Here is a 25,031-nt window from a genome sequence, read left to right on the forward strand (position 1 = left end):
ACCCACACAGGAACCCAAGCGATGCACAATCAACACTCTCCCCATATCGATCAAGCGACTGTCGACCGCTGGCAGGCGGACGGCGTGGTATTACTGAAGGGCGTTTTTACCCCCTGGGTCGAGCGCCTCGCCGAGGGGGTCACGGCGCTGATGGCCAGCCCCAGCGAATATGGTCATGCGCGCACGGTGATCCCCAAAGATGGTTCGCCGCCTTTTTTTCAGGATTACTGCAACTGGGCGCGGATCCCGGCGTTTAGCGAGTTTGTCTTCCAGTCGGCGGCCGCGGAGATCGCCGCGGCGCTTATGCAGTCGCAGACGGCGAAATTTTTCCATGAGCATACGCTGGTCAAACCCGCCGGGGGCAGCACGGTGACTCCCTGGCATCATGACCAGCCTTACTATTGCGTCTCCGGCAGGCAGAACGTCAGCTTCTGGATCCCGCTGGACCCGGTGGCGGAGGCGACCTCGCTGCGCTGCATTCGCGGGTCGCATCGCTGGGAGGCGGAGTACAGTCCTACCCGTTTCAATGGCACTAAGCTTTACGAGCACACCCGGTTCAGCGCGCTGCCGGATATCGACGCCCATGAGGACGAGTACGATATCGTCAGCTGGGCGCTGGAGCCGGGGGATGCGGTGGCCTTCCATTTCCGCACCGTCCATGGCGCCCGCGGCAACCCCGGCGCGCGGGCGCGACGGGTCTTCTCCGCCCGCTGGGTGGGGGATGACGCCTCGTTTGCCGATCGCGGCGGCGTGACGTCGCCACCGTTCCCCGAGCTGACCCTGCGGGACGGCGACCCGCTGGATTCCCCGCTGTTCCCCCAGGTTTGGCCGCGGGCGTGAGCCACTGGCGGCGGGATCTGCTATGATCCCGCCTTTCGCTGTCTGGAGCCTGTCGATGTTCAACGACGCCATTGTTTATGACCGCTACGGGCCGCCGTCCGCGGTGCTAACGCTGAAACGCCTGCCGCTGGCGCCGCTGGCGGGCGGACGGGTGCGGGTCAGGATGCGCTTTGCCCCGGTGAATCCTTCGGATCTGATCCCCGTGACCGGCGCCTATCGCCACCGCACCCGACTGCCGGCCGTCGCCGGCTATGAAGGCCTTGGCGAGGTGGTCGCCGCGCCATACGGCAGCCGGCTGTCCGCGGGACAGCGGGTACTGCCTCTGCGCGGAGGCGGCACCTGGCAGCGGTTTATCGATCTGGATGAGACCTGGCTGGTGCCGGTGCCGCCAGCGGTTGACGATCTGCTGGCCGCCCGCGGGTATATCAATCCGCTGACGGCTATGCTGATGCTCAAGCGCTGGCCGGTTGCCGGAAAACACCTTGTGCTGACCGCGGCATCGTCCTCCTGCGCCAGCCTGCTGGGACAGTGGGCGCTGGCGATGGGCGCCCGCTCGGTGAGCGGGATTATTCGCTCGCCGCAGCACCGGGCGCGCCTGGAACAGGCCGGGATCTATCCGATCCTCGATACCGACCGGGCGCTGATGGAGAAGGTCAGCCAACACAGCGATCTGGTGTTTGACGCGGTGGGCGGCGAACTGGCGAATACGCTGCTGTCGGTGCTGCCCGCATCGTCGACCCTGATCTCCTATGGGCTGTTATCCGGGCGGCCGCTGACCCAGATGCGCGGTAGCGCGACGGTGCGCAAGTTTCATCTGCGGGAGGCGTTGCCGACACTCAGCGTGGCGGCGTGGCGGGCAGCGTTCGACGAAATCTGGCAGCGCCTGCCGACGACCTCCCAGCCGCCGGCCCAGCGCATAGCGTTGAACGACTGGCGGGAGGCGATTGCCGCCGCCGGCCAGCCGGGAAGAGGCGGAAAAATCCTGCTGGATTTCACCGCTGGTTAAGATTACTTTTTCTTTTCGCCCAGAGTAGGGGTTTCGTCAAAGAAGTTCCACGGCTTGAGCAGCGCGTGCGCCCACTCGGTCGGCATGATCGGCCACTCTTCGGCGCGCGCCACGTGGGTGGTGCCGGTGGTGATCCACACGACGTCATCGTAGTTAGTCAGCGACTCATCATCCTTCGCGTACTGGCCCAGGCCGGTATCGTGGGCGGAACGGTTCGGGTATTTCCCTTCCGGATATCGCTCTGTCGGGTGGTAGCGCGTCACCCACAGCTGTTTATCCATAAAGCTCAGGCGATGATATATCCACTCGTCCGGGGCGAATTTGGCGCCGGTCGCCGCCGGGTGCGTGCCGCCGGCGTAAGGGATAATCTGGTATGAGACCGGATTGCCCATGCGGTTCTCTTTGCTGGTGTTGCTCAGCAGGCGGATAGTGCCCGGGTCGAATTTCTGCGCCGCTTTTTGCTCGCTGTCAATCGTGTACTGATTCACCTGCATAGTACTGGTGCGCGGGCCGCCGGCGGTGTTGGGCTTCACTTCCGGGTCCATCGCCACCAGGGTGTTGTTCTTGCCGTCCACATCGAGGTCGAGGCGGAAGTTATAGATGTGCTGGTGAGTGGTGCCGACAATATTATGGTCGATCAGCGTTCCGTAGCTGGTATCCTCTTTGGCGCTGGGGTCATGCATGGTCTTCGCCAGCACGCCTTTCACCGCTTCAATGCCGGTGGCGCCAGCATCGATACCGATGGTGCCGTTGTCATGGAACACCCAGTCAAAGATATAGTCGTAGTTGCCGACGGTGCTGATCCAGCGTACCACCAGTTCCCGGCGTTCGGTGCTGACGTTGGGTTTGCCCATCTCCAGGTGCTTATACTCAGGCCCGGCATAGCGTTCGAATATGGCCACCGCGCCTGGAATAGTGGTCGGTTTGCCGGTGTAATCGGCGATAGTTTCGTCCAGCAGTACCGCATTTGACGGCGCATCTTTACCGCGAACAATCGGCGAGGTCAGGGTGCCCATGCCGTAATCGCCGGAGTCCAGATAGGCTTTGAAATACCAGCCGACGTCCGGGTCGCCGTAGGGAACGATCATCCCGCCGAGGGAACCTTCATACATCACCTGGCGTTTTGTGCCGTTATCGTTGTAGGTCACCGTTGACAGAATTGGTCCGACGCGCGAGTTAAGACGCAGGTGGAAATCCCAGTTCTGCCAGTGAATGGTATCGCCGGTAATGGTGTAGTTTTTGCCTTCCGGTTCAGTAATATCCAGCGGTTTCACCGCCGGGGCGTTGCGGTCGCGACCATCATACGGACGGGGCTCCATTGGGACCGGGATCACCGGACCTTCTTCGATTTTGATGATTTTCTTCGCTTCAAGGTCGACCACCGCCACCAGGTTTTCAATCGGGTGCGCCCAGTAGTTGCCGTCGCCGGTATCCAGATAACTGACCACCTTCAGCAGACGCGCATCCTGCTGCAGGCCATCTTTGCCATCAAAAAAGCCAACGGTGAGCGGGGTGGTGACCACTTTGCCAGGATCGGTAATACCGTGCTTTTTCAGCACCTCAGCGAATTCGCTGCTGGTATTGATGATGTTCTGCACGCTGACAAAATCATCGAGCAGCACCATCCCGTGGGCGCCTTTGATCGGCGTCCAGGAGAGGATTTTTTTGTTTTGCAGATCGACCACGGCTTCAATGACGTGTTTGCCATCGAGCATCACCACATCGGCAGTGCGGGGAGCATCGACCGGCGTTCCCTGCAGGGCAAAGGCCCATACCGCCGCCTTGTCCGGCTCGTGTAAGGAAATCTCAGTAAAGCGGGTATTCGGCTGAAACTCCGGCGCGGCTTTGACAATGGTCACCGCTTCACTGATTTCCGCCGCTGAGAGCGAGTTTAACGGGTGCGGGCGCTTTTCCACCTGGAAGGTCTGATCGAGACCGGACTGGAAGACATCGTTGATAAAGGTATCGGAAACCCAGGCTTTACCTTCCTTCATTACCACAGGCACCGGTAGGTCAAGGGATTTACCGTTGACGATCGCCGTTTTGGCGCCGGGCTTTACTTTGACGTAAGCGCCGTCTTTTATCAGGGTGAACATTTGCGCGTAGTCATCCCACTGCACATCGGCGCCGAATTCCTGCAGCGTTTTATCCAGCGGTACCATGTGGGCTTCGCTACCGTGAGCGAAGACCGGTGATTGCCAGGCGCAAACCACCGCCACGGCCAGCGCCAGCGCGGTTTTACGAGGAGAAAATTTCAAGCCGTTTGCCATTGTGACCTCATCTTATTGTTGTGTTGTCTCTTGCCGCTGCGAATGTCGGCTTTGTCATCCTTAAGCTACCAGCCAGCGGCGCCGGGGCGTTTGTTTGCTTTTGCCAGCTTGTTTGTCAGTTTTGCCAGACGGGCGTAAAAAATGCCTCCGCAGAGGCATTGAGAACGTGCGCTGATTTTTTTGCCGGGTGGCGGCTGACGCCTTACCCGGCCTACGGTCCGTGCGGCCTGCCGTTAATTTATTCACCATTCTTGCTGGCCCGAGCCCGGGGGTACAGGGGGCAGCGGCGACTGGCCGCCCCCTGTGCGCTCCCTGCGCTATGCCAGGCATAACGCAGACGATTAACCGGGAGCGCAATGTGCGCTGAAGCCACGGATAACATAAAGGACTTCCCGGGGCGAAACCGTTGCAAACCGATTGCTGTATCAATGGCTAAAGGGTCGGCCAACAGAGCGCCAGCGGTCTATTTTTCGCTATCACGCCGGGAAATCTCCCTGCTGGCGCGCCACCAGGGTCAGAATGGAATACAGCGCCACCGCCTGCTGGTGCTGGTTGAAAATCTCCACCGCCCATTCCACCACGCCGGTGGCTTTCTCATCGGCGCTGCGCTGACGTTTGACCGTTTTCCGCTTACAGGTGAGGCGAACCTGAATGGTGTCGCCCGGTTTGACCGGCTCAATAAAGCGCAGTTTTTCCATCCCGTAGTTGGCGATAACCGGCCCGACGCCGGCATCGACGAACAGCCCGGCCGCGGCGGAGATCAGGAAATAGCCGTGGACCACCCGCTCGCCAAAAATCGACTCGGCGGCGGCGATTTTGTCCATGTGCGCGTAGAAATGATCGCCGCTCAGGCAGGCGAAGTTAACGATATCCGCTTCGGTCAGGGTTCGGCGCGGGGTTAATAAGCTGTCGCCAGGCTGAATCTCTTCGAAATATTTGCGGAACGGGTGAATACGGTCTTCGTTCACCTGGGCGCCGTGCACCCACTGTTGACCGATGGTCGCCAGCATCGTTGGGCTGCCCTGGACCGCGGTACGCTGCATATAGTGTTTCACCGAACGCAGCCCGCCAAGCTCTTCTCCGCCGCCAGCGCGGCCGGGGCCGCCGTGCACCAGCTGCGGCAGCGGCGAGCCGTGGCCGGTTGACTCGACCGAGGACGCCTCGTTCAGTATCTGAATACGGCCATGGGCGCGGGCGGCGCCGAGGATAAACTCGCGCGCCAGCTCGCCGCTGGCGGTGACCAGCGTCCCCGCCAGACTGCCGCCGCCGGCGCGCGCCAGCGTCAGCGCATGCTGGCGGTCACGATACGGCATCAGCGTCGCCACCGGACCAAAAGCTTCAATGGCGTGAACCGCCGGCGTTTCATCCGGCTGTGAGCAGTACAACAGGGTCGGCGGGAAAAATGCGCCGGCCGCGCTGAGATCCGCCTCTCCACCGAGCAGTACTTCGCAGCCAGCGGCTATCAGCTTATTGACGCTCTCCTGTACGTCCTGACGCTGTTCGCTATTAACCAGGGCCCCCATCTTAACGCCCTCCTGCGCAGGGTCACCGACGGTTACTTTATGCAGGCGGGAGATCAGTGCATCGCTAACCGCATTAATCTGAGCCAGTGGCACAATGATTCTGCGGATAGCGGTACATTTTTGCCCGGCTTTCGCCGTCATCTCGCGGACCACTTCCCGAATAAACAGCGCGAATTCCGGTTGCTCCGGAGTGACGTCTTCGCCTAACACGCAGCAGTTGAGTGAATCTGCTTCCATGGTAAAGGGAATGGATTTGGCTACCAGGTTAGGGTGCGCCCGTAGCTGCTGGCCGGTGGCGGCTGACCCGGTAAAGGTCACCACGTCCTGGCTATCGAGGTGGTCGAGCAGATCGCCCGCGCCGCCGCAAATCAGGCTGATGGCGCCCTCCGGCACCAGGCCGCTGTCGACAATCGCTTTCACCATTGCCTGGGTGAGCTGGGCGGTAGCGGTTGCCGGTTTAATGATCGCCGGCATACCGGCAAGCCACGTGGGCGCCAGTTTTTCCAGCATTCCCCAGCAGGGGAAGTTGAAGGCGTTGATATGGACGGCGACGCCTGATTTTGATGTCAGCACATGACGCGCGGCAAAACCGCCCTGTTTGGAGAGCGGGATGAGCTCGTCTTCCGGCCACAGGATATCGTCCGGTAATTCTCGACTACCGAGCCCGGCATAGGTGAAAAGGGTACCGATACCGCCTTCAATATCCACCCAACTGTCGGCGCGAGTGGCGCCGGTTTGCGCGGAGATGGCGTAGAACTGGTCTTTCTGCTCCAGCAGGTGTTTCGCCACCGCTTTCAGCATCGCGCTGCGTTCAATAAAGGTCATCGCCTGCAGGGCTTTACCACCGCGCTCAATCGCGAAGCGGCGCGCCTGCGCCATATCCAGGCCTTCACTGGTCACCTCCCAAAGCGCCGCGCCGGTGATGGCGTGATGGATAGTACGGGCGCGGCCCCGGCCGGTCTGCCAGGCGCCGGATAAGTAGCTGGCTAACTGCTGCATCGCAAATCTCCAAATGTGTTACGTGTGATATCTATAAATAGTTCTTTTATGAATCATAAAATGCAAGCCCGTATTTAATAAATTATTAACATTGTGATCGCGATGGCGTTACGTCTTATGCTTAACTTACTGTATTAATTGTGGTTTACAAAAGGTTTTGCGGAGATTATCACAAAAAGAGCAAACAAAATTTGTGGTTTTATTTAACCAATATGTAACCTTCAATAAACAAAGTGATTCACATAAATGTTTTTGTTGTGAATATCGGAATCATAAAGGTGATGACGTGACAGAAGAACAACGCTTTGACCAGCGCATCGCGCAGGAAACGGCCATCGAACCGCAGGACTGGATGCCGGATGCCTACCGTAAGACCTTGATTCGGCAGATAGGCCAGCACGCGCACTCGGAGATCGTCGGCATGCTGCCGGAAGGCAACTGGATCACCCGCGCGCCGACGCTGCGCCGCAAAGCGATCCTGTTGGCTAAGGTACAGGATGAGGCTGGACACGGGCTGTATCTCTATAGCGCCGCGGAAACCCTTGGCTGCGCCCGGGAAGACCTGTATCAGAAGATGCTCGACGGGCAGATGAAATACTCCTCCATTTTTAACTACCCGACCCTCAGCTGGGCGGATATCGGCGTGATCGGCTGGCTGGTCGATGGCGCGGCCATCGTCAACCAGGTGGCGCTGTGCCGGACCTCCTACGGCCCCTATGCCCGGGCGATGGTCAAAATCTGCAAAGAAGAGAGCTTTCACCAGCGTCAGGGATTTGAAGCCTGCATGGCGCTGGCGCAGGGCAATGACGCGCAGCGGCAGATGCTGCAGGACGCCATTAACCGCTTCTGGTGGCCGGCGCTGATGATGTTTGGCCCCAACGACGACAACTCGCCGAACAGCGCCCGCAGCATGGCGTGGAAAATCAAACTGCACTCCAACGACGAGCTACGTCAGCGCTTCGTCGATAACACCGTGCCGCAGGTAGAGATCCTCGGTATGACCGTCCCGGACCCGGATTTGCAGTTTGATGAAGCCAGCGGCCACTACCGCTTCGGCGAAATCGACTGGCAGGAATTTAACGAGGTGATTAGCGGCCGTGGCATTTGCAATCACGAGCGGCTGGCCGCCAAGCGTAAGGCCTGGGAAGAGGGCGAGTGGGTGCGCGAGGCCGCGCTGGCCCATGCGCAAAAACAGCAGGCCCGCAGCGCGGCATGAGGAGAGACAACATGAGCAAAGTTTACTGGCCGTTATATGAAGTGTTCGTTCGCAGCAAACAGGGGTTATCCCATCGTCACGTCGGCAGTCTGCACGCCGCCGATGATCAAATGGCGCTGGAGAATGCCCGCGATGCCTATACCCGCCGCAGCGAAGGCTGCTCAATTTGGGTGGTGAAGGCCAGCGAAATCGTTGCTTCGCAGCCGGAAGAGCGCGGCGAATTCTTCGACCCGGCGGAAAGCAAAGTCTACCGTCATCCGACTTTCTATACCGTGCCGGATGGCATGGAACATATGTGAGGCGGCGATGAATATCCCTAACCCCGTAGCCACCTACGCCCTGCGGCTTGGCGACAATGGTCTGGTTCTGGCCCAGCGTTTAGGCGCCTGGTGCGGCCATGCTCCCGAGCTCGAGATCGATCTTGCGCTGGCCAACATCGGCCTCGACCTGCTCGGCCAGGCGCGCAATTTTTTAAGCTATGCCGCCGAGCTTAACGGCTGCGGCGACGAAGATACGCTGGCTTTTGGTCGCGATGAGCGCCAGTACAGCAACCTGCTGCTGGTGGAGCAGCCAAACGGCAATTTTGCCGACACCATCGCCCGCCAGTTCTTTATCGATGTCTGGCACGTCGCCCTGTACAGCCGGCTGGTGAACAGCCGCGACGCGCAGCTGGCGGCCATTGCCGCCAAAGGGCTGAAAGAGGTGCGTTACCACCTGCGCTTCAGCCGCGGCTGGCTGGAGCGTCTGGGTAACGGCACCGAGTTATCAAATCGCAAAATGCAGCAGGCGGTCGACAATCTGTGGCGCTTCACCGGCGAACTGTTCCTTGCCGATGAAGTGGAGCTCAGCCTGGTTGAGCAGGGTATTGCGGTTGATCCGCGTGAGCTTCAGGCCGAATGGCAAAGCGCGGTACACACGGCGCTGCTCGACTCCGGCTTACAAATCCCGCAGGAAGCGGCCTTCCGCAGCGGCGGCAAACAGGGGCTGCACAGTGAACATCTCGGCCCGCTGCTGGCGGAGATGCAATATCTGCAGCGTTCGCATCCCGGACTGCAGTGGTAAGTGAGGTGACTATGCAACGTCTTGCCGATATCGCTCCTGCAGAGGTTCGCACCATCTGGGGATTATTAAGCGCGATCCCGGATCCGGAAGTGCCGGTACTCACCATCACCGACCTCGGTATGGTACGCAGCGTCGCGCGCCATGGCGACGGCTGGGTGATTGGCTTTACCCCGACCTATTCAGGCTGTCCGGCGACGGAGCATCTGCTGGGGGAGATCCGCGCGGTCATGAGCGAGCATGGTTTTCAGCCGGTACATATCGTCCTGCAGCTGGATCCGCCGTGGACCACCGACTGGATGAGTCAGGATGCCCGCGAGCGCCTTCGCCTGTACGGCATCAGCCCGCCCCAGGGGCACGCCTGCCATGCGGACATGCCCGCTGAGGTGAGCTGTCCGCGCTGCGGCAGCACCCATACCTCGCTGATTAGCGAATTCGGTTCCACGGCCTGCAAAGCGCTCTATCGCTGCGACAGCTGCCGGGAACCTTTTGATTACTTTAAATGTATTTGAGGTTGCCATGACGACGTTCCATTCGCTTAAGGTGGCGAGAGTCGAGCCGGAAACCCGCGATGCGGTGACCATCACTTTTGCGATCCCGCAAGCCCTGCAGGCGGAATACTGTTTTCGCCCGGGCCAGCATCTGACGCTAAAAGCCCGTCTGGGCGGCGAAGAACTGCGCCGCTGTTACTCCATTTGTCACAGCCGCACGCCAGGCGAAATTAGCGTCGCGGTCAAAGCCATCGACGGCGGACGCTTCTCGCGCTACGCCCAGCACGATATCCAGCAGGGTATGGAGCTGGAGGTGATGGTGCCGCAGGGGTATTTCGGTTATCAACCGCAGGCCGAACGGCAGGGAGAATATCTGGCGATTGCCGCCGGCTCCGGGATCACGCCGATGATGGCGATCATTAGCGCGACGCTGGCGACCGAGCCGCAAAGCCGCTTTACGCTGATCTACGGCAACCGCAGCAGCCATAGCATGATGTTCCGCCAGGCGCTGGCCGATTTAAAAGACCGCTATCCGCAGCGCCTGCAGGTGATCCACCTGTTTAGCCAGGAGTCGATGGACAGCGATCTGCTACAGGGGCGCATTGACGGCGACAAACTGCGCCAGCTCGCTGACCATCTGCTGGATTTCAGCCGTTTCGACGAGGCCTTTATCTGCGGTCCGGCGGCGATGATGGACGAGGCGGAAGCGACGTTACGTGAACTTGGCGTAGCGGAGAAATCGATTCATCTCGAACGCTTTAATACCCCAGGCGGCAATGTGAAGCGGGCCGCTGGAGTGCAGGCGGAAGGGCGCACGGTGACCATCCGCCAGGACGGGCGCGATCGACTTATCGCCCTCAGCGCCGAAGACGACAGCATCCTGGATGCCGCATTGCGTCAGGGCGCCGATCTGCCGTTCGCCTGTAAGGGCGGGGTATGCGCCACCTGTAAATGCAAAGTGCTGCGCGGTGAAGTGGCGATGGCCGCCAATTACAGCCTGGAAGCGGATGAGCTGGCGGCGGGCTACGTGCTGAGCTGCCAGTCGCTGCCGACCAGCGGCGATGTGGTGGTCGACTTTGACGCGCGGGGGATGGCATGAGCGACCTGCTGATCCACCGTCATGGCCGGGTGCTTCAGTTGACGCTGAACCGCCCGCAGGCCCGCAACGCGCTGAACAATGCCTTATTAACCCAGATTGCCGAGGTGCTGGAGGCCGCGGCAGTTGATGACAGCGTCGGCGTCTGCGTTATTCGCGGTAACGCGCGTTTTTTCGCCGCCGGGGCTGACCTCAATGAAATGGCGGAAAAAGATCTTCCTGCCACCCTGGATGATATTCGCCCACGGTTATGGGGGCGAATTGATGCCTTTACTAAACCGCTCATCGCCTCGGTCAACGGCTACGCCCTCGGCGCCGGCTGCGAGCTGGCCCTGCTGTGCGACCTGATTGTCGCCGGGGACAACGCCCGCTTTGGCCTGCCGGAAATTACCCTCGGCATAATGCCGGGCGCGGGCGGCACCCAGCGGCTGATCCGCAGCGTTGGCAAGGCGCTGGCCAGCCGGATGGTGCTGAGCGGCGAGAGTATTGACGCCCGCCAGGCGCAGCAGGCCGGGCTGGTCAGTGATATCCATCCGGCGGCGTTAACCGATGAGTATGCCCTGCAGCTGGCAACCACCATTGCCCGCCATTCGCCGCTGGCGCTACGGGCGGCAAAACAGTCGCTGCGCCTGGCGCAGGAAGTCAGCCTGCAGGCCGGTCTACAACAGGAGCGCCAGCTGTTTAGCCTGCTGAGCGCCACCGAGGACCGCCGCGAAGGCATCGACGCCTTCTTACAAAAACGTACCCCGGAATTTAAAGGACGCTAATCGTGGAAGCTTTCATTCTCAGCGCAGTGGAACAGGGCGTCATGACCATTACCCTCAATCGCCCGGACCGCCTCAACAGTTTTAACGATCTGATGCATCACCAGTTGGCGGAATGTCTGAAGCAGGCCGAGCGCGATGATGGCGTGCGCTGCCTGCTGATCACCGGCGCCGGCCGCGGTTTTTGCGCCGGCCAGGATTTGAACGACCGCAATGTCGACCCCAGCGGCCCGCCGCCGGATCTTGGCATGTCGGTAGAACGCTTTTACAACCCGTTAGTGCGCCGTCTGGCGGCGCTGCCGAAACCGGTCATCTGCGCGGTTAACGGCGTGGCCGCCGGCGCGGGCGCTACCCTGGCGCTGGGCTGCGATATCGTGCTGGCCGCGCGTTCGGCCAAATTTGTGATGGCGTTCAGCAAGCTCGGCCTGGTGCCGGACTGCGGCGGCAGCTGGTTCCTGCCGCGGGTGGCCGGCCGCGCTCGCGCGATGGGGCTGGCGCTGCTGGGCGACAGCCTCAGCGCAGAACAGGCCGCGCAGTGGGGGATTATCTGGCAACTGGTGGACGATTCAGAACTGGCGGATACCAGTCTGCAACTGGCGCGCCATCTGGCGGCGCAACCGACGTTTGGTCTTGGGCTGATTAAAAAGGCGCTGCTGGCCTCTGAAACCAACAGTCTCGACGCGCAGCTGGACCTGGAGCGCGATTATCAGCGTCTGGCCGGGCGCAGCGATGATTACCGCGAAGGGGTCAGCGCGTTTCTGGCCAAACGGCCACCACAGTTCAGCGGGAAATAGATGATGACGACATCCTTAGCCACCGTGGCGGTGATCGGCAGCGGCACCATGGGGGCCGGCATCGCCGAAGTGGCTGCCGCCGCCGGACATCCGGTGCGTATTTTCGATATTAATCAAACCGCGATTGCCCAGGCGATCGACGGCATTGCTATGCGTCTGGCGTCGCGCGTTGCGCGGGGCAAACTGGCGTCAGAGCAGGCCGATGCGCTGCTGGCGCGCCTGCATCCGGCCCACGATTTAGCCGCGCTTGCCGATGCAGATTTAGTGATCGAAGCGGCCTCTGAACGGTTGGAGGTCAAAACGGCGCTGTTCACGCAGCTGGCGGAGATCTGCGCGCCGTCAACGCTGTTGACCAGTAATACCTCGTCTATTTCGATTACCGCTATCGCCGCCGGGGTCAAAAACCCGGAGCGGGTGGCCGGACTGCACTTTTTTAATCCGGCGCCGGTGATGAAGCTGGTCGAGGTGGTGAGTGGTCTTGCGACCTCCACAGAAGTGGTGGAGCAGCTGTGCCAGTGCGTAAGCGGCTGGGGGAAACAGCCGGTGCGCTGCCGCTCAACGCCCGGTTTTATCGTTAACCGCGTAGCGCGTCCGTTCTACGCTGAGGCCTGGCGGGCGCTGGAAGAGCAGGTCGCCGCCCCGGAGGTTATCGATGCCGCTTTGCGTGACGGCGGCGGTTTTCCGATGGGACCGCTGGCGTTGACGGACCTGATTGGCCAGGACGTCAACTTCGCCGTGACCTGTTCGGTGTTTAACGCCTTCTGGCAGGACCGCCGCTACCTGCCATCGCTCTTCCAGCAAGAGCTGGCGCTTGCCGGGCGGCTAGGTAAAAAGAGCGGCCACGGCGTCTATCGCTGGCCCGCTGAGACACTGCCGGACGCGGCGCTGCCGCCGGTAATGATGGGTGCTGAATCCGTTACCGTCAGAAGTGACAACGTCACTGAATTAGACGATGTCTTGCTGCTGGAGACTGAAGGCGAGACCGCCCTGGCGCTAAGCGTTAAGCATCACCGCCCGGTGGTGGTGTATGACCTGTGCGCCAGCGATACGGTGGTGCTGGCCGCAGCGGCAACCAACGCGCCTGCGGCCACTGATAAGGCCGTGCATTACTTCCAGCAGCAGGGCAAGAAAGTGCTGCGTATTGCCGATTATCCCGGCCTGCTGGTGTGGCGCACGGTGGCGATGCTGATTAACGAAGCGCTGGATGCGGTGCAAAAAGGCGTCGCCAGCCCGCAGGATGTCGATACCGCGATGCGCCTTGGCGTCAACTATCCGCATGGCCCGCTGGCATGGGGAGAACGCCTTGGCTGGCGGCGGGTGCTGCAACTGCTGGAGAACTTGCAACACCATTATGGCGAGGAGCGCTATCGCCCCTGTTCCCTGTTGCGCCAGAAGGCGCTGATGGAGAAGCACCATGAGCAATGATCCGTGGCGCAACGCGCGCGTGATGTACGAAAAAGATACCTGCGCCAGAAAGATGGGGATCGAACTTATCGAAATGGACGACGGTTTTGCGCAGATGAGTATGACCGTCTCGGCGGACATGCTTAACGGCCATCAAACCTGTCACGGCGGTCAGCTATTTACGCTTGCCGATACCGCTTTCGCCTACGCCTGTAACAGCCAGGGGCTGGCGGCGGTGGCCTCGGCGGCAAGCATTGATTTTCTTCGTCCGGCGTTTGCCGGCGACCGGCTGGTCGCCACCGCCAGAGTCAAACAGCAGGGCAAGCTGACCGGCGTCTACGACATCGAAATTGTTAATCAACAGCAAAAGATTGTGGCCCTGTTCCGCGGCAAATCGCACCGCATCGGCGGCACAATCACGGGAGACGTGTAATGCGCGACGCCTTTATTTGTGACGGGATCCGTACGCCGATTGGCCGCTACGGCGGCGCGCTGGCCAGTGTGCGCGCCGACGACCTGGCGGCAATCCCGCTGCGTGAGCTCCTGAGTCGTAATCCCGGGCTCGACCCGGCAGCAATTGATGATGTGATTTTCGGCTGTGCGAATCAGGCCGGGGAAGATAACCGCAACGTGGCGCACATGGCGACGTTGTTGGCCGGTTACCCGCATACCGTGCCGGGCACCACGATTAACCGCCTGTGCGGATCGGGTCTGGATGCCATCGGCTTTGCCGCCAGGGCGATCAAAGCCGGCGATGCCGATCTGCTGATTGCCGGCGGCGTGGAATCGATGTCGCGTGCGCCTTTCGTGATGGGAAAAGCCAGCGCGCCGTACCAGCGTCAGGCGGAACTCTTTGATACCACGATTGGCTGGCGTTTTGTGAACCCGCTCATGGCGCAACACTTCGGAACTGACAGCATGCCGGAAACGGCCGAGAATGTAGCTGAATTGTTAAATATCAGCCGAGCCGATCAGGACGCTTTCGCCTGGCGCAGCCAGCAGCGCACGGCGCAGGCCCAGCGCGACGGCATTCTGGCGCAGGAGATTGTGCCGGTGCAGATTGTCGGCCGGAAAGGGGCGGTTAGCGACGTGCGCGAGGACGAGCATCCGCGCCCGGAAACCACGCTTGAGCAGCTGGCGAAACTGAAAGCGCCGTTCCGCCAGGGCGGCGTCATTACTGCGGGCAATGCTTCAGGCGTCAACGATGGCGCCGCGGCGCTGATCATCGCCAGCGAACAGCAGGCCGCTATCCAGGGGCTCACGCCGCGGGCGCGTATCGTGGCGATGGCGACGGCGGGTGTCGAACCGCGCCTGATGGGACTGGGGCCGGTACCGGCGGTGCGTAAAGTGCTGGAGCGGGCGGGACTCAATATTAACGATATGGATCTGATTGAGCTGAATGAGGCCTTCGCCGCCCAGGCGCTGGGGGTGCTCAGACAGCTCGGCGTGCCGGACGATGCGGCGCACGTGAATCCCAACGGCGGCGCCATCGCGTTAGGCCATCCGCTGGGCATGAGCGGCGCGCGGTTAGCGCTGAGCGCCAGCCTTGAGCTGCAACGCCGGGGCGGGCGCTATGCGCTGTGTACGATGTGTATTGGCGTGGGTCAGGGCATTGCCATGATCCTCGAGCGAGTGTGAGCTAATTTACCTGCGAGTACCCTACAATGATAACTACTACAAAATTAGATCCGATTGAAACCGCATCGCGTGACGAACTGCAGGCCCTGCAAACCCAGCGCCTGAAATGGACGCTGAAGCATGCGTACGAAAATGTGCCGATGTATCGCCGCAAATTCGACGCCGCCGGCGTGCACCCTGACGACTTTCGGGAATTAAACGATCTACAAAAATTCCCCTGCACCACCAAACAGGATCTGCGCGACAACTATCCCTTCGATACCTTCGCGGTGCCGATGGAGCAGGTGGTGCGCATTCACGCCTCTTCCGGCACCACCGGCAAACCGACGGTGGTGGGGTATACGCAAAACGATATTGATAACTGGGCCAATATTGTCGCCCGTTCGCTGCGCGCGGCCGGTGGTTCAGCAAAAGATAAAATTCACGTCGCCTACGGCTATGGCCTGTTTACCGGCGGCCTTGGCGCGCACTACGGCGCGGAACGTTTGGGCGCGACGGTGATCCCGATGTCCGGCGGACAGACCGAAAAACAGGCGCAGCTGATCCGCGATTTCCAGCCGGATATGATCATGGTGACGCCGTCCTACTGTCTGAATCTGATTGAAGAGCTGGAGCGCCAGATGGGCGGCGATGCCCGCAGCTGTTCATTGCGGGTCGGCGTCTTTGGCGCTGAGCCGTGGACGCTGGCGATGCGCGCGGAAATCGAGCGCCGGCTGGGGATCACCGCCCTGGATATTTACGGTTTGTCGGAAGTCATGGGACCGGGCGTAGCGATGGAGTGTCTGGAAACCGTTGACGGCCCGACTATCTGGGAAGACCACTTCTTCCCGGAAATCGTCAACCCGGACGACGGTACGCCGCTGGAAGATGGCGAGCATGGTGAGCTGCTGTTTACCACCCTGACCAAAGAAGCGCTGCCGGTGATCCGCTATCGTACCCGTGATCTGACGCGCCTGATGCCGGGAACCGCGCGGACCATGCGCCGCATGGATCGCATCAGCGGACGCAGCGACGATATGCTGATTATCCGCGGGGTTAACGTCTTCCCCTCGCAGCTGGAAGAGGAGATCCTCAAGTTTGAACATCTGGCGCCGCACTATCAGTTAGAGGTCAATCGCCGCGGTCATCTGGATTCGCTGGCGGTGCGCGTTGAGCTGAAAGAGAGCGGGCTGGCGCTGAGTCATGAACAACGCTGCCAGATTTGCCATCAGTTGCGTCACCGCATTAAGTCGATGGTCGGGATCTCCACCGATATTACTATCGTCAACTGCGGCAGCATTCCGCGCTCGGAAGGGAAAGCCTGTCGGGTATTCGACCTGCGAAAAGCGGTGGTTAGCGGTTAATCCTCTCCCCGATAACCCGGCTGAGGCCTTTACGCCGTAAGCCGGGAATTTCCTGTGCTATGATTCATAAAGGAAAAATATAACAACAGAATGAATCAGATGAGTAAACTCGACGCCTTTATTCAACAAGCGGTGACGGCGATGCCGATCAGCGGCACGTCATTAATTGCCTCGCTGTATGGCGACGCTTTATTACAACGCGGTGGGGAAGTGTGGCTGGGCAGCGTCGCGGCGCTGCTGGAAGGATTAGGCTTCGGCGAGCGCTTCGTACGCACCGCGCTGTTTCGCCTCAATAAAGAAGAGTGGCTTGATGTTGTCCGCATCGGCCGGCGCAGCTTCTATCGCCTGAGTGATAAAGGGCTGCGCCTGACCCGGCGCGCGGAGCATAAAATTTATCGCGCCAGTGCCCCGGAATGGGACGGTACCTGGCTGCTGCTGCTTTCGGAAGGCCTGGAGAAAAATGTGCTCGCCGACGTTAAAAAGCAGCTGCTGTGGCAGGGGTTTGGCGCGCTGGCGCCGAGCCTGCTGGCCTCGCCGTCGCAAAAGCTGGCCGATGTCCAGTCTCTGCTCCACGAAGCGGGCGTCGCTGAAAATGTCATCTGTTTTGAAGCCCATTCGCCGCTGGCGCTCTCCAGAGCGGCCCTGCGCAGCCGGGTGGAGGAGTGCTGGCATCTCACCGAACAAAATGAGATGTACGAGGCGTTTATCGCCTTGTTCCGACCTCTACTGCCGCTGCTGCGCGATTGCGACCCGTCAGAGTTGACGCCGGATCGCTGTTTCCAGATCCAACTGCTCCTTATCCATTTCTATCGCCGGGTGGTGCTCAAAGACCCGCTGCTGCCGGAAGAGCTCCTGCCGGCGCATTGGGCAGGGCAAACCGCCCGCCAGCTGTGTATCAATATTTATCAACGCGTGAGTCCCGGCGCGCTGGCGTTCGTCAGCGAGAAAGGTGAGAGCTCGGTGGGCGAGCTCCCGGTGCCGGGTCCGCTCTATTATCAGCGCTTTGGCGGTTTGCCGGGCGCATAAGGAGGTTGCATGCCGATATATCAGATTGATGGACTGACGCCGGTGGTGCCGGAGGAGAGTTACGTTCACCCGACCGCGGTGTTGATTGGCGACGTGATCCTCGGCAAAGGGGTCTATGTTGGGCCCAACGCCAGCCTGCGCGGCGACTTCGGGCGCATCGTGGTCAAAGACGGCGCCAATATTCAGGATAACTGCGTGATGCATGGCTTCCCCGGCCAGGATACGGTGGTGGAAGAGGAGGGCCATATCGGCCACGGCGCTATTCTGCACGGCTGCGTGATTGGCCGCAACGCGCTGGTGGGCATGAGTGCGGTGATTATCGATGGGGCGGTCATTGGCGAAAACAGCATTGTCGGCGCTTCGGCCTTTGTCAAAGCCAACGCCGAGATGCCCGCCAACCATCTGATTATCGGCAGCCCGGCAAAAGCGATTCGCACCCTGAGCGAACAGGAGCTGGCGTGGAAAAAACAAGGTACCCGTGAATACCAGGCGCTGGTGGAACGCTGTAAGCAGACGCTGCACCAGGTGGAGCCATTACGGGAAGTCGAAGCAGGGCGTAAGCGGCTGGCGTTTGATGAAAACCTGCGGCCAAAAGCCGCAACCTGAGGGGTAAAATTATGGCAGAGAAATTATCCGCTCACTGTCACTGCGGTGCGGTGGCGTTTACCGTGGAACTCAGCGACGGCTTCAACACCGTTCGGCGCTGTAACTGCTCATATTGTCGCATGCGTGGGGCGGTCGCGGTCTCTTCGCCGCGTTCAGGAATAGAGGTGGTACGCGGAGGGGATAAGCTCACAGAGTATCGCTTTAATACAGGGGAAGCCGTGCACTTTTTCTGCTCGGTATGCGGGATCTACACCTTTCATCAACGGCGATCAAACCCAGAGCAGTATGGGGTGAATGTGGCCTGCATTGACGGCGTTTCGCCTTTCGATTTCCCTTGCGTGGAGGTCAACGACGGCGTGAATCATCCAAAGGATGGCGGCGGAGGCGTGGTGGGGTATTTACGCTACGAGAAAAAGTAAAACTCTCCTCCCGCAGGAAGCGAGAGGAGTGAAATATTAGGTTGCAACCACGCTGTCGATGGCCGCTTTCGCGTCAGACTGCGCTTTGGCCGCGACTTCCGGGCCGTAAGCGATACCTTCGGCGAACACAAAGTTCACGTCGGTGATGCCGATGAAGCCGAGGAAGGTGGACAGGTATGGGGTGACCAGGTCGGTCGGAGTATCTTTATGGATACCGCCGCGGCTGGTAACGACGACCGCGCGTTTACCGGTTACCAGACCTTCCGGCCCTTTCTCGGTGTAGCGGAAGGTGACGCCGGCGCGAGCCACCAGGTCGAAATAGTTTTTCAGCTGCGTCGGGATGTTGAAGTTGTACATCGGCGCAGCGATAACAATCACATCGTTGCCTTTCAGTTCGGCGATCAGCTCGTCGGAAAGGGCCAGCGCTTCCTGCTGACGCGGAGTCAGCGGCGCGTCGCTCGGACGCAGGGCGCCAACCAGTTCGCCATCCAGAACCGGGATCGGATTGGCGGCCAGGTCACGCACGGTGATCTCATCGCCAGGGTGTTTTTCCTGCCATTGTTCAACAAAATAGTCGGAAAGCTGACCAGATTGTGAGTACCCTGCCAGAATACTGGATTTCAGAACTAATACTTTGCTCATGGGTGTTTCCTTTTTTTAATGTGATTGACGGGTCAATGCCCTGGTGCTTGTTGACACTGTATTCACAATCGCGCCACAGAGATAGCGCAATATATCGAATCCTATGTTCAGATTTTTTGAACAAGGCACGAATGACACAGATGTGGTACTCTAAGGCAATACTTCAAAAGAGATTTTCCCGGCAGAGCTCTGCCCGATAACGCTATGACAGAACAACAAAAAATCACCTTCCCCCAGCTTTATCAACAGCTCGACGGCCTGATGCTGCGCGACAAAACGCGCTTTGCCCGCCGTCTACACGGCGTGAAGAAGGTTAAAAATCCTGAATCGCAACAGGCCATTCTGCAGGAGATGGCGCTGGAGATAAGCCAGGCAGCCGGTAAAGTCCTGCTGCGCGAAGCGGCGCGTCCGGCTATCACCTATCCGGAAAACCTGCCGGTTAGCCAGAAAAAACAAGAGATTCTCGAGGCGGTGCGCGACCACCAGGTGGTGATCGTCGCCGGGGAGACCGGTTCGGGTAAAACCACCCAGCTGCCCAAAATCTGCATGGAGCTGGGGCGCGGGCTGAAAGGACTCATCGGCCATACCCAGCCGCGTCGCCTGGCGGCGCGGACCGTCGCCAATCGTATTGCCGAAGAGCTGCAGAGCGAGCCGGGCGGCTGCATCGGCTATAAAGTCCGCTTCAGCGACCACGTCAGCGAAAACACCATGGTTAAGCTGATGACCGACGGTATCCTGCTGGCGGAGATCCAGCAGGATCGTCTGTTGATGCAGTACGACACCATCATTATCGATGAGGCGCACGAGCGCAGCCTGAATATTGACTTTCTGCTCGGCTATCTGAAAGAGCTCCTGCCGCGCCGCCCGGACCTGAAAATCATCATTACCTCGGCGACCATCGACCCGGAACGTTTCTCAAAGCATTTCAATAATGCGCCGATTATCGAAGTCTCCGGGCGGACTTACCCGGTGGAAGTGCGCTATCGGCCGATAGTGGAAGAGGCGGACGATACCGAGCGCGATCAGTTACAGGCGATCTTTGATGCGGTTGACGAACTGGGGCGCGAAGGGCCCGGCGATATTCTGATCTTTATGAGCGGTGAGCGGGAAATTCGCGATACCGCCGATGCGCTGAATAAGCTGGATCTGCGCCATACCGAAGTGCTGCCGCTGTACGCCCGCCTGTCCAACAGCGAGCAGAACCGCGTCTTCCAGCCGCACAGCGGACGGCGCATCGTGCTGGCGACCAACGTGGCGGAAACCTCGCTGACCGTGCCGGGCATTAAGTACGTTATCGATCCCGGTACTGCGCGTATTAGTCGGTACAGCTACCGCACCAAGGTGCAGCGCCTGCCGATCGAGCCGGTTTCCCAGGCGTCCGCCAACCAGCGTAAGGGCCGCTGCGGCCGCGTTTCGGAAGGGATCTGTATTCGTCTTTATTCAGAAGACGATTTCCTGTCGCGCCCGGAATTTACCGACCCGGAGATTCTGCGCACCAACCTGGCGTCGGTCATCCTGCAGATGACCGCCCTGGGCTTAGGCGATATCGCCGCCTTCCCGTTTGTCGAAGCGCCGGATAAGCGCAATATCCAGGACGGCGTACGCCTGCTGGAAGAGCTGGGCGCCATCACCACCGATGCGCAGGCAACGGCTTATAAACTAACCCCGCTGGGCCGCCAGCTCAGCCAGCTGCCGGTGGATCCGCGTCTGGCGCGCATGGTGCTGGAGGCGCAGAAGCACGGCTGCGTGCGGGAAGCGATGATCATCACCTCCGCGCTGTCGATCCAGGACCCGCGCGAGCGGCCGATGGACAAACAGCAGGCCTCTGACGAAAAACATCGCCGCTTCCACGATAAAGAGTCCGATTTCCTCGCCTTCGTCAATCTGTGGAACTACCTCGGCGAGCAGCAGAAGGCGCTGTCGTCGAATCAGTTCCGCCGCCAGTGCCGGGTCGATTTTCTTAACTATCTGCGTGTGCGCGAGTGGCAGGACATCTACACCCAGCTGCGCCAGGTGGTGAAAGAGCTTGGCCTGCCGATCAACAGTGAGCCGGCGGAATATCGCGAGATCCATACTGCGTTGCTGACCGGTCTGCTGTCGCACATCGGCATGAAGGATGCCGATAAACAGGAGTATACCGGCGCCCGTAATGCGCGGTTCTCTATTTTCCCGGGTTCCGGCCTGTTTAAAAAGCCGCCGAAGTGGACGATGGTGGCCGAGCTGGTGGAGACCAGCCGGCTGTGGGGGCGTATTGCCGCCCGCATTGAGCCGGAGTGGGTGGAGCCGGTAGCGCAGCACCTGATCAAGCGCTCATACAGTGAGCCGCACTGGGAGCGGGCGCAGGGCGCGGTGATGGCGACGGAAAAGGTCACCGTTTACGGCCTGCCGATCGTCGCCGCGCGTAAGGTCAACTACAGCCAGATCGACCCGGCGCTGTGCCGCGAACTGTTTATCCGCCACGCGCTGGTAGAGGGCGACTGGCAGACGCGGCACGCCTTCTTCCGCGATAACCTGAAGCTGCGCGCGGAAATCGAAGAGCTGGAGCATAAGTCGCGCCGTCGCGACATCCTGGTTGATGACGAGACGATGTTCGAGTTTTACGACCAGCGCATTAGCCACGATGTCATCTCCGCTCGCCACTTTGATAAGTGGTGGAAGCAGGCCAGCCGCGAAACGCCAGACTTGCTCAATTTTGAAAAGAGCATGCTGATTAAAGAGGGGGCGGAGCAGGTCAGTAAACTGGACTACCCGAATTTCTGGCATCAGGGCAATCTTAAACTGCGTCTTAGCTATCAGTTTGAACCTGGCGCCGATGCCGATGGCGTAACGGTGCATATTCCGCTGCCGCTGCTCAACCAGGTAGAGGAAGCCGGGTTTGAATGGCAGATCCCTGGCCTGCGTCGCGAGCTGATTATCGCGCTGATAAAATCGCTGCCGAAGCCGGTACGGCGCAATTTCGTCCCGGCTCCCAACTATGCGGAAGCGTTTCTTGGCCGGGCGACGCCGCTTGAGCTGCCGCTGCTTGATTCGCTGGAGCGCGAGCTGCGTAAGATGACCGGCGTGACCATCGACCGCGAAGCCTGGCAGTGGGATCAGGTGCCCGATCACCTGAAAATCACCTTCCGGGTGGTGGATGATAAAAACAAGAAGCTGCAGGAAGGGCGCTCGCTGCAGGCGTTGAAAGACGCCCTGAAGGGCAAAGTGCAGGAGACGCTGTCGGCGGTCGCTGATGACGGTATTGAGCAGAGCGGGCTGCATATCTGGAGCTTTGGCACCCTGGCGGAAAGTTACGAACAGAAGCGCGGTAACTATAAGGTGAAAGCCTGGCCGGCGCTGGTGGACGAGCGCGACAGCGTGGCCATCAAGCTGTTTGATAATCCACAGGAACAACAGCAGGCCATGTGGCGCGGTCTGCGTCGCCTGCTGCTGCTCAACATCCCGTCGCCGATTAAGTATCTGCACGAGAAACTACCGAATAAAGCCAAGCTTGGGCTCTACTTTAACCCGTACGGCAAAGTGCTGGATCTGATTGACGATTGCATCTCCTGCGGTGTTGATAAGCTTATCGACGAGGCGGGCGGTCCGGTGTGGACGGAAGAGGGCTTTAGTCAGCTGCACGATAAAGTGCGAGCCGAGCTCAACGACACGGTGGTGGAGATCGCTAAACAGGTCGAGCAGATCCTCACCGCGGTGTTCAATATCAACAAACGGCTGAAAGGCCGGGTGGATATGACCATGGCGCTGGGGCTGTCGGATATCAAAGCGCAGATGGCGGGTCTGGTGTATCGCGGCTTTGTCACCGGCAACGGTTTCCGCCGTCTTGGCGATACGCTGCGCTATCTGCAGGCGATTGAAAAGCGTCTGGAGAAGATGGCTATCGATCCGCACCGCGATCGGGCGCAGATGCTTAAGGTGGAGAGCGTGCAGCAGGCGTGGCAGCAGTGGCTGAATAAGCTACCGCCGAACCGCCGTGAGGACGACGATGTCCGGGAGATCCGCTGGATGATCGAGGAGCTGCGGGTCAGCTTCTTCGCCCAGCAGCTGGGCACCCCGTATCCTATCTCGGACAAGCGAGTGTTGCAGGCGATGGAGCAAATTACCCCATAGCCTGGCTGGTTGTCCCCGGTGGCGCTGCGCTTACCGGGGCTACTGGTCAGGCGTCCACGCTTAAGCGTTTACCCACGCCAGAGTAAAGCCGTCCCAGCCTTTAGTGCCCACGGTTTGCAGCGCCGTTGCCGTCAACCTTGGCTCGGCGCCCATCATCTCAATGAACTGACGCACACCCTGAACGCGCTCGTCGGCGCTCTGTGGGTTGACCACTTCGCCGTCGCGTACCACGTTATCGCCAATAATTAAGGTTCCTGGGCGGGAATAACGTAGCGCCCAGCGCAGATAATGGGGGTTATTCGGCTTATCGGCATCGATGAAGATCAGATCGAAAGCGGGGCATTCGCCAAGCGACTCCAGGGACTGTAGCGCGGGTCCCTCCCGTAGCGTGACCCGCTGGTCAACGCCCGCCAGCTGCAGATTCTCCCGCGCCACCTGGGCATGATGCGCGTCGGCCTCCAGGGTGAGGAGTTGGCCGTCGGCAGGAAGCTCGCGCGCCATCCAGATGGTGCTATAGCCGCCGAGGGTGCCGATCTCCAGTATCCGCTTAGCCTGGGTTAGCCGTACCAGCAGGGCGAGAAACTGACCCTGATTGGCGGCGACATCGTGTGCCGGGAGCCCGGCACGATGGTTGTTTTCCAGTACCCGATCGAGCACAGGATCGCCGGGAATTAAGGCCTTAATCAAATAATTGTCTACTGCCGACCACTGTTGTTGCATATGACGCTTCCCCATTTAGCTCCCTGATGAGTCAGACCAGCCGCCTCCCAGCGCCCGGTACAGATCGATCTGCGCCAGCAGCAGGTTGTTCTTCACCTGCACCACGCTAAGCTGGGTGGAGAACAGCGTTCGCTGGGCATCAAGCACATCCAGATAAGAAGAGTAGCCGTTACGGTAGCGGTTTTGTGCAATACGTAAGGTTTCCTGGGCAACGGTCTCTTGTTCCTGAAGCTCGGTTAACTGTTCGCCATAGCGACTGATGGCGTCCAGGCTGTCATTGACCTCTTTGAACGCGCTGCGCACCGTTTTCTCATAGCTATAGAGCGCCTGGTTGCGCTGGGCCATGGAGACGTCCACCTGGGCATTTAACGCCTGGCGGTTTAGCAGCGGCGCCAGAATACTGCCGCCAAGACTCCACAGCCGCAGCGGGTTGTCCAGCAGATCCGGCAGCGTCCGGTCCTGCAGGCTGCCGGTAGCGGTCAGGTTAATAGAGGGCAGCAGCTGCGCCTGCGACGAGGCCAGCGTGGCGTCGGCGGCCACCAGCTGGCGCTCGGCCTGAGCGATGTCCGGACGGCGGTTGAGCAAGGTGGACGGCAGCTGCGACGGCAGACGCAGCGGGGTAAGCTGGGCGAACTCGCCGCGTTTTACCGCGCCAGGGTTATCGCCGAGCAGCACGCTGAGCGCATTTTCCTGCTGCGCAATCTGGTGCTGTAGCGGCGGGATCTGCGCCCGCGTTGACCGCAGCTCCGAATCCGCCTGCATTAGCTCAAGGCGTGAAGTATACCCGGTTTCAAACTGACGTTTGGCCAGGCGCCACGCGTCTTCCCTTGATGTTAGCGTCTGCTGGGTCACCCGCAGCTGCTCATCCAGCGACAGCAGCGTGACGTAGCCAACGGCCACCGAGCTGGCGACGCTCAAATTGGCGGCGGCGGCGGCGGCTTTCTGCGCCTCAAGGCTGGCCCCGGCGGCGTTGGCCGCGCTGCGGTTCGCTCCCCAGATATCGACATCATAGCTGGCGGTCAGGCCGCCCTTATACAGTGTGCTGTGGATCGGCAGGCCAGTGGCGGC

General features: G+C 60.2%; 22 protein-coding genes. 17 read left to right on the plus strand and 5 right to left on the minus strand.

Translation table 11 applies throughout. The features are described from left to right. Positions 1-21: 21 nt before the first annotated feature. Positions 22-840 carry a phytanoyl-CoA dioxygenase family protein gene (locus BHE81_RS04760; RefSeq protein ID WP_023302006.1) on the plus strand — a complete coding sequence of 273 codons (819 nt, stop codon included), beginning with the start codon at positions 22-24 and terminating at the stop codon, positions 838-840. Between the two features lie 22 nt (positions 841-862). Further along, positions 863-1,846: a zinc-dependent alcohol dehydrogenase family protein gene (locus BHE81_RS04765; RefSeq protein ID WP_024622995.1), complete on the plus strand. Its 984-nt coding sequence runs from the start codon at positions 863-865 to the stop codon at positions 1,844-1,846. A 2-nt stretch (positions 1,847-1,848) separates the two neighbouring features. Here the strand turns inward: BHE81_RS04765 and tynA are convergent, their stop codons facing one another. Further along, positions 1,849-4,116, minus strand: a complete 2,268-nt coding sequence (tynA, locus tag BHE81_RS04770) for a primary-amine oxidase (RefSeq protein ID WP_023302004.1) — start codon at positions 4,114-4,116, stop codon at positions 1,849-1,851. Positions 4,117-4,592: 476 nt separating this feature from the next. Continuing rightward, on the minus strand, positions 4,593-6,638 hold the full coding sequence (gene paaZ, locus BHE81_RS04775) for a phenylacetic acid degradation bifunctional protein PaaZ (protein ID WP_023302003.1): 2,046 nt from the start codon (positions 6,636-6,638) through the stop codon (positions 4,593-4,595). 286 nt (positions 6,639-6,924) lie between these two features. Here paaZ and paaA point away from each other — a divergent pair, with 286 nt between their 5' ends. The 14 genes from paaA (at position 6,925) to BHE81_RS04845 (ending at position 18,494) form a co-directional block, all read left to right on the plus strand. Further along, positions 6,925-7,854, plus strand: coding sequence for a 1,2-phenylacetyl-CoA epoxidase subunit PaaA (gene paaA / locus BHE81_RS04780; protein ID WP_004176377.1), 930 nt, complete (start codon positions 6,925-6,927; stop codon positions 7,852-7,854). Between the two features lie 11 nt (positions 7,855-7,865). After that, on the plus strand, positions 7,866-8,153 hold the full coding sequence (paaB, locus tag BHE81_RS04785; RefSeq protein ID WP_004224492.1) for a 1,2-phenylacetyl-CoA epoxidase subunit PaaB: 288 nt from the start codon (positions 7,866-7,868) through the stop codon (positions 8,151-8,153). Positions 8,154-8,160: 7 nt separating this feature from the next. Continuing rightward, positions 8,161-8,916 carry a 1,2-phenylacetyl-CoA epoxidase subunit PaaC gene (gene paaC / locus BHE81_RS04790; protein WP_004224493.1) on the plus strand — a complete coding sequence of 252 codons (756 nt, stop codon included), beginning with the start codon at positions 8,161-8,163 and terminating at the stop codon, positions 8,914-8,916. An 11-nt stretch (positions 8,917-8,927) separates the two neighbouring features. Next, on the plus strand, positions 8,928-9,425 hold the full coding sequence (gene paaD, locus BHE81_RS04795; protein WP_016947247.1) for a 1,2-phenylacetyl-CoA epoxidase subunit PaaD: 498 nt from the start codon (positions 8,928-8,930) through the stop codon (positions 9,423-9,425). Between the two features lie 7 nt (positions 9,426-9,432). Beyond that, complete coding sequence (gene paaE / locus BHE81_RS04800) at positions 9,433-10,503, plus strand: 1,2-phenylacetyl-CoA epoxidase subunit PaaE (protein ID WP_023302002.1); 1,071 nt, start codon at positions 9,433-9,435, stop codon at positions 10,501-10,503. Continuing rightward, on the plus strand, positions 10,500-11,267 hold the full coding sequence (paaF, locus tag BHE81_RS04805; protein WP_023342863.1) for a 2,3-dehydroadipyl-CoA hydratase PaaF: 768 nt from the start codon (positions 10,500-10,502) through the stop codon (positions 11,265-11,267). Before paaE ends, paaF begins: the two co-directional genes overlap by 4 nt. A 2-nt stretch (positions 11,268-11,269) precedes the next feature. Continuing rightward, a complete protein-coding gene (paaG, locus tag BHE81_RS04810; protein ID WP_004140117.1) occupies positions 11,270-12,058 on the plus strand; it encodes a 2-(1,2-epoxy-1,2-dihydrophenyl)acetyl-CoA isomerase PaaG in 789 nt (262 codons plus the stop codon). After that, the gene (locus BHE81_RS04815; protein WP_024622994.1) at positions 12,059-13,483 is read left to right on the plus strand and encodes a 3-hydroxyacyl-CoA dehydrogenase; all 1,425 of its coding nucleotides are present in this window, start codon (positions 12,059-12,061) and stop codon (positions 13,481-13,483) included. Continuing rightward, positions 13,473-13,895, plus strand: a complete 423-nt coding sequence (gene paaI, locus BHE81_RS04820; protein WP_002902876.1) for a hydroxyphenylacetyl-CoA thioesterase PaaI — start codon at positions 13,473-13,475, stop codon at positions 13,893-13,895. Before BHE81_RS04815 ends, paaI begins: the two co-directional genes overlap by 11 nt. Then, entirely contained in the window at positions 13,895-15,100 is a 1,206-nt protein-coding gene (pcaF, locus tag BHE81_RS04825) for a 3-oxoadipyl-CoA thiolase (RefSeq protein ID WP_004151578.1), read from the plus strand. Before paaI ends, pcaF begins: the two co-directional genes overlap by 1 nt. Before the next feature lie 26 nt (positions 15,101-15,126). Beyond that, complete coding sequence (paaK, locus tag BHE81_RS04830; protein ID WP_020803996.1) at positions 15,127-16,443, plus strand: phenylacetate--CoA ligase PaaK; 1,317 nt, start codon at positions 15,127-15,129, stop codon at positions 16,441-16,443. 99 nt (positions 16,444-16,542) lie between these two features. Next, complete coding sequence (paaX, locus tag BHE81_RS04835) at positions 16,543-17,469, plus strand: phenylacetic acid degradation operon negative regulatory protein PaaX (RefSeq protein WP_004194367.1); 927 nt, start codon at positions 16,543-16,545, stop codon at positions 17,467-17,469. 9 nt (positions 17,470-17,478) lie between these two features. Next, positions 17,479-18,075 (plus strand): phenylacetic acid degradation protein PaaY, encoded by a 597-nt coding sequence (gene paaY, locus BHE81_RS04840; RefSeq protein ID WP_002902883.1) that lies wholly within the window; start codon positions 17,479-17,481, stop codon positions 18,073-18,075. Between the two features lie 8 nt (positions 18,076-18,083). Then, complete coding sequence (locus BHE81_RS04845) at positions 18,084-18,494, plus strand: GFA family protein (protein ID WP_024622993.1); 411 nt, start codon at positions 18,084-18,086, stop codon at positions 18,492-18,494. Between the two features lie 36 nt (positions 18,495-18,530). Here BHE81_RS04845 and azoR read toward each other — a convergent pair whose 3' ends face one another. Next, positions 18,531-19,136: an FMN-dependent NADH-azoreductase gene (gene azoR / locus BHE81_RS04850; protein ID WP_149888786.1), complete on the minus strand. Its 606-nt coding sequence runs from the start codon at positions 19,134-19,136 to the stop codon at positions 18,531-18,533. Positions 19,137-19,340: 204 nt separating this feature from the next. On the opposite strand from azoR, the gene hrpA reads away from it, so the two are divergent. Further along, positions 19,341-23,243 carry an ATP-dependent RNA helicase HrpA gene (gene hrpA / locus BHE81_RS04855; protein ID WP_023301998.1) on the plus strand — a complete coding sequence of 1,301 codons (3,903 nt, stop codon included), beginning with the start codon at positions 19,341-19,343 and terminating at the stop codon, positions 23,241-23,243. Positions 23,244-23,303: 60 nt separating this feature from the next. On the opposite strand, the gene BHE81_RS04860 is transcribed toward hrpA, so the two are convergent. Continuing rightward, on the minus strand, positions 23,304-23,978 hold the full coding sequence (locus BHE81_RS04860) for an O-methyltransferase (RefSeq protein WP_004151576.1): 675 nt from the start codon (positions 23,976-23,978) through the stop codon (positions 23,304-23,306). Continuing rightward, on the minus strand, positions 23,979-25,031 hold a 1,053-nt coding region (locus BHE81_RS04865; protein ID WP_228268702.1), incomplete at its 5' end, for an efflux transporter outer membrane subunit.

Origin of the sequence: Klebsiella sp. AqSCr (assembly GCF_008452795.1) — a bacterium.
In the GTDB taxonomy this organism is placed as follows: domain Bacteria; phylum Pseudomonadota; class Gammaproteobacteria; order Enterobacterales; family Enterobacteriaceae; genus Klebsiella; species Klebsiella pneumoniae.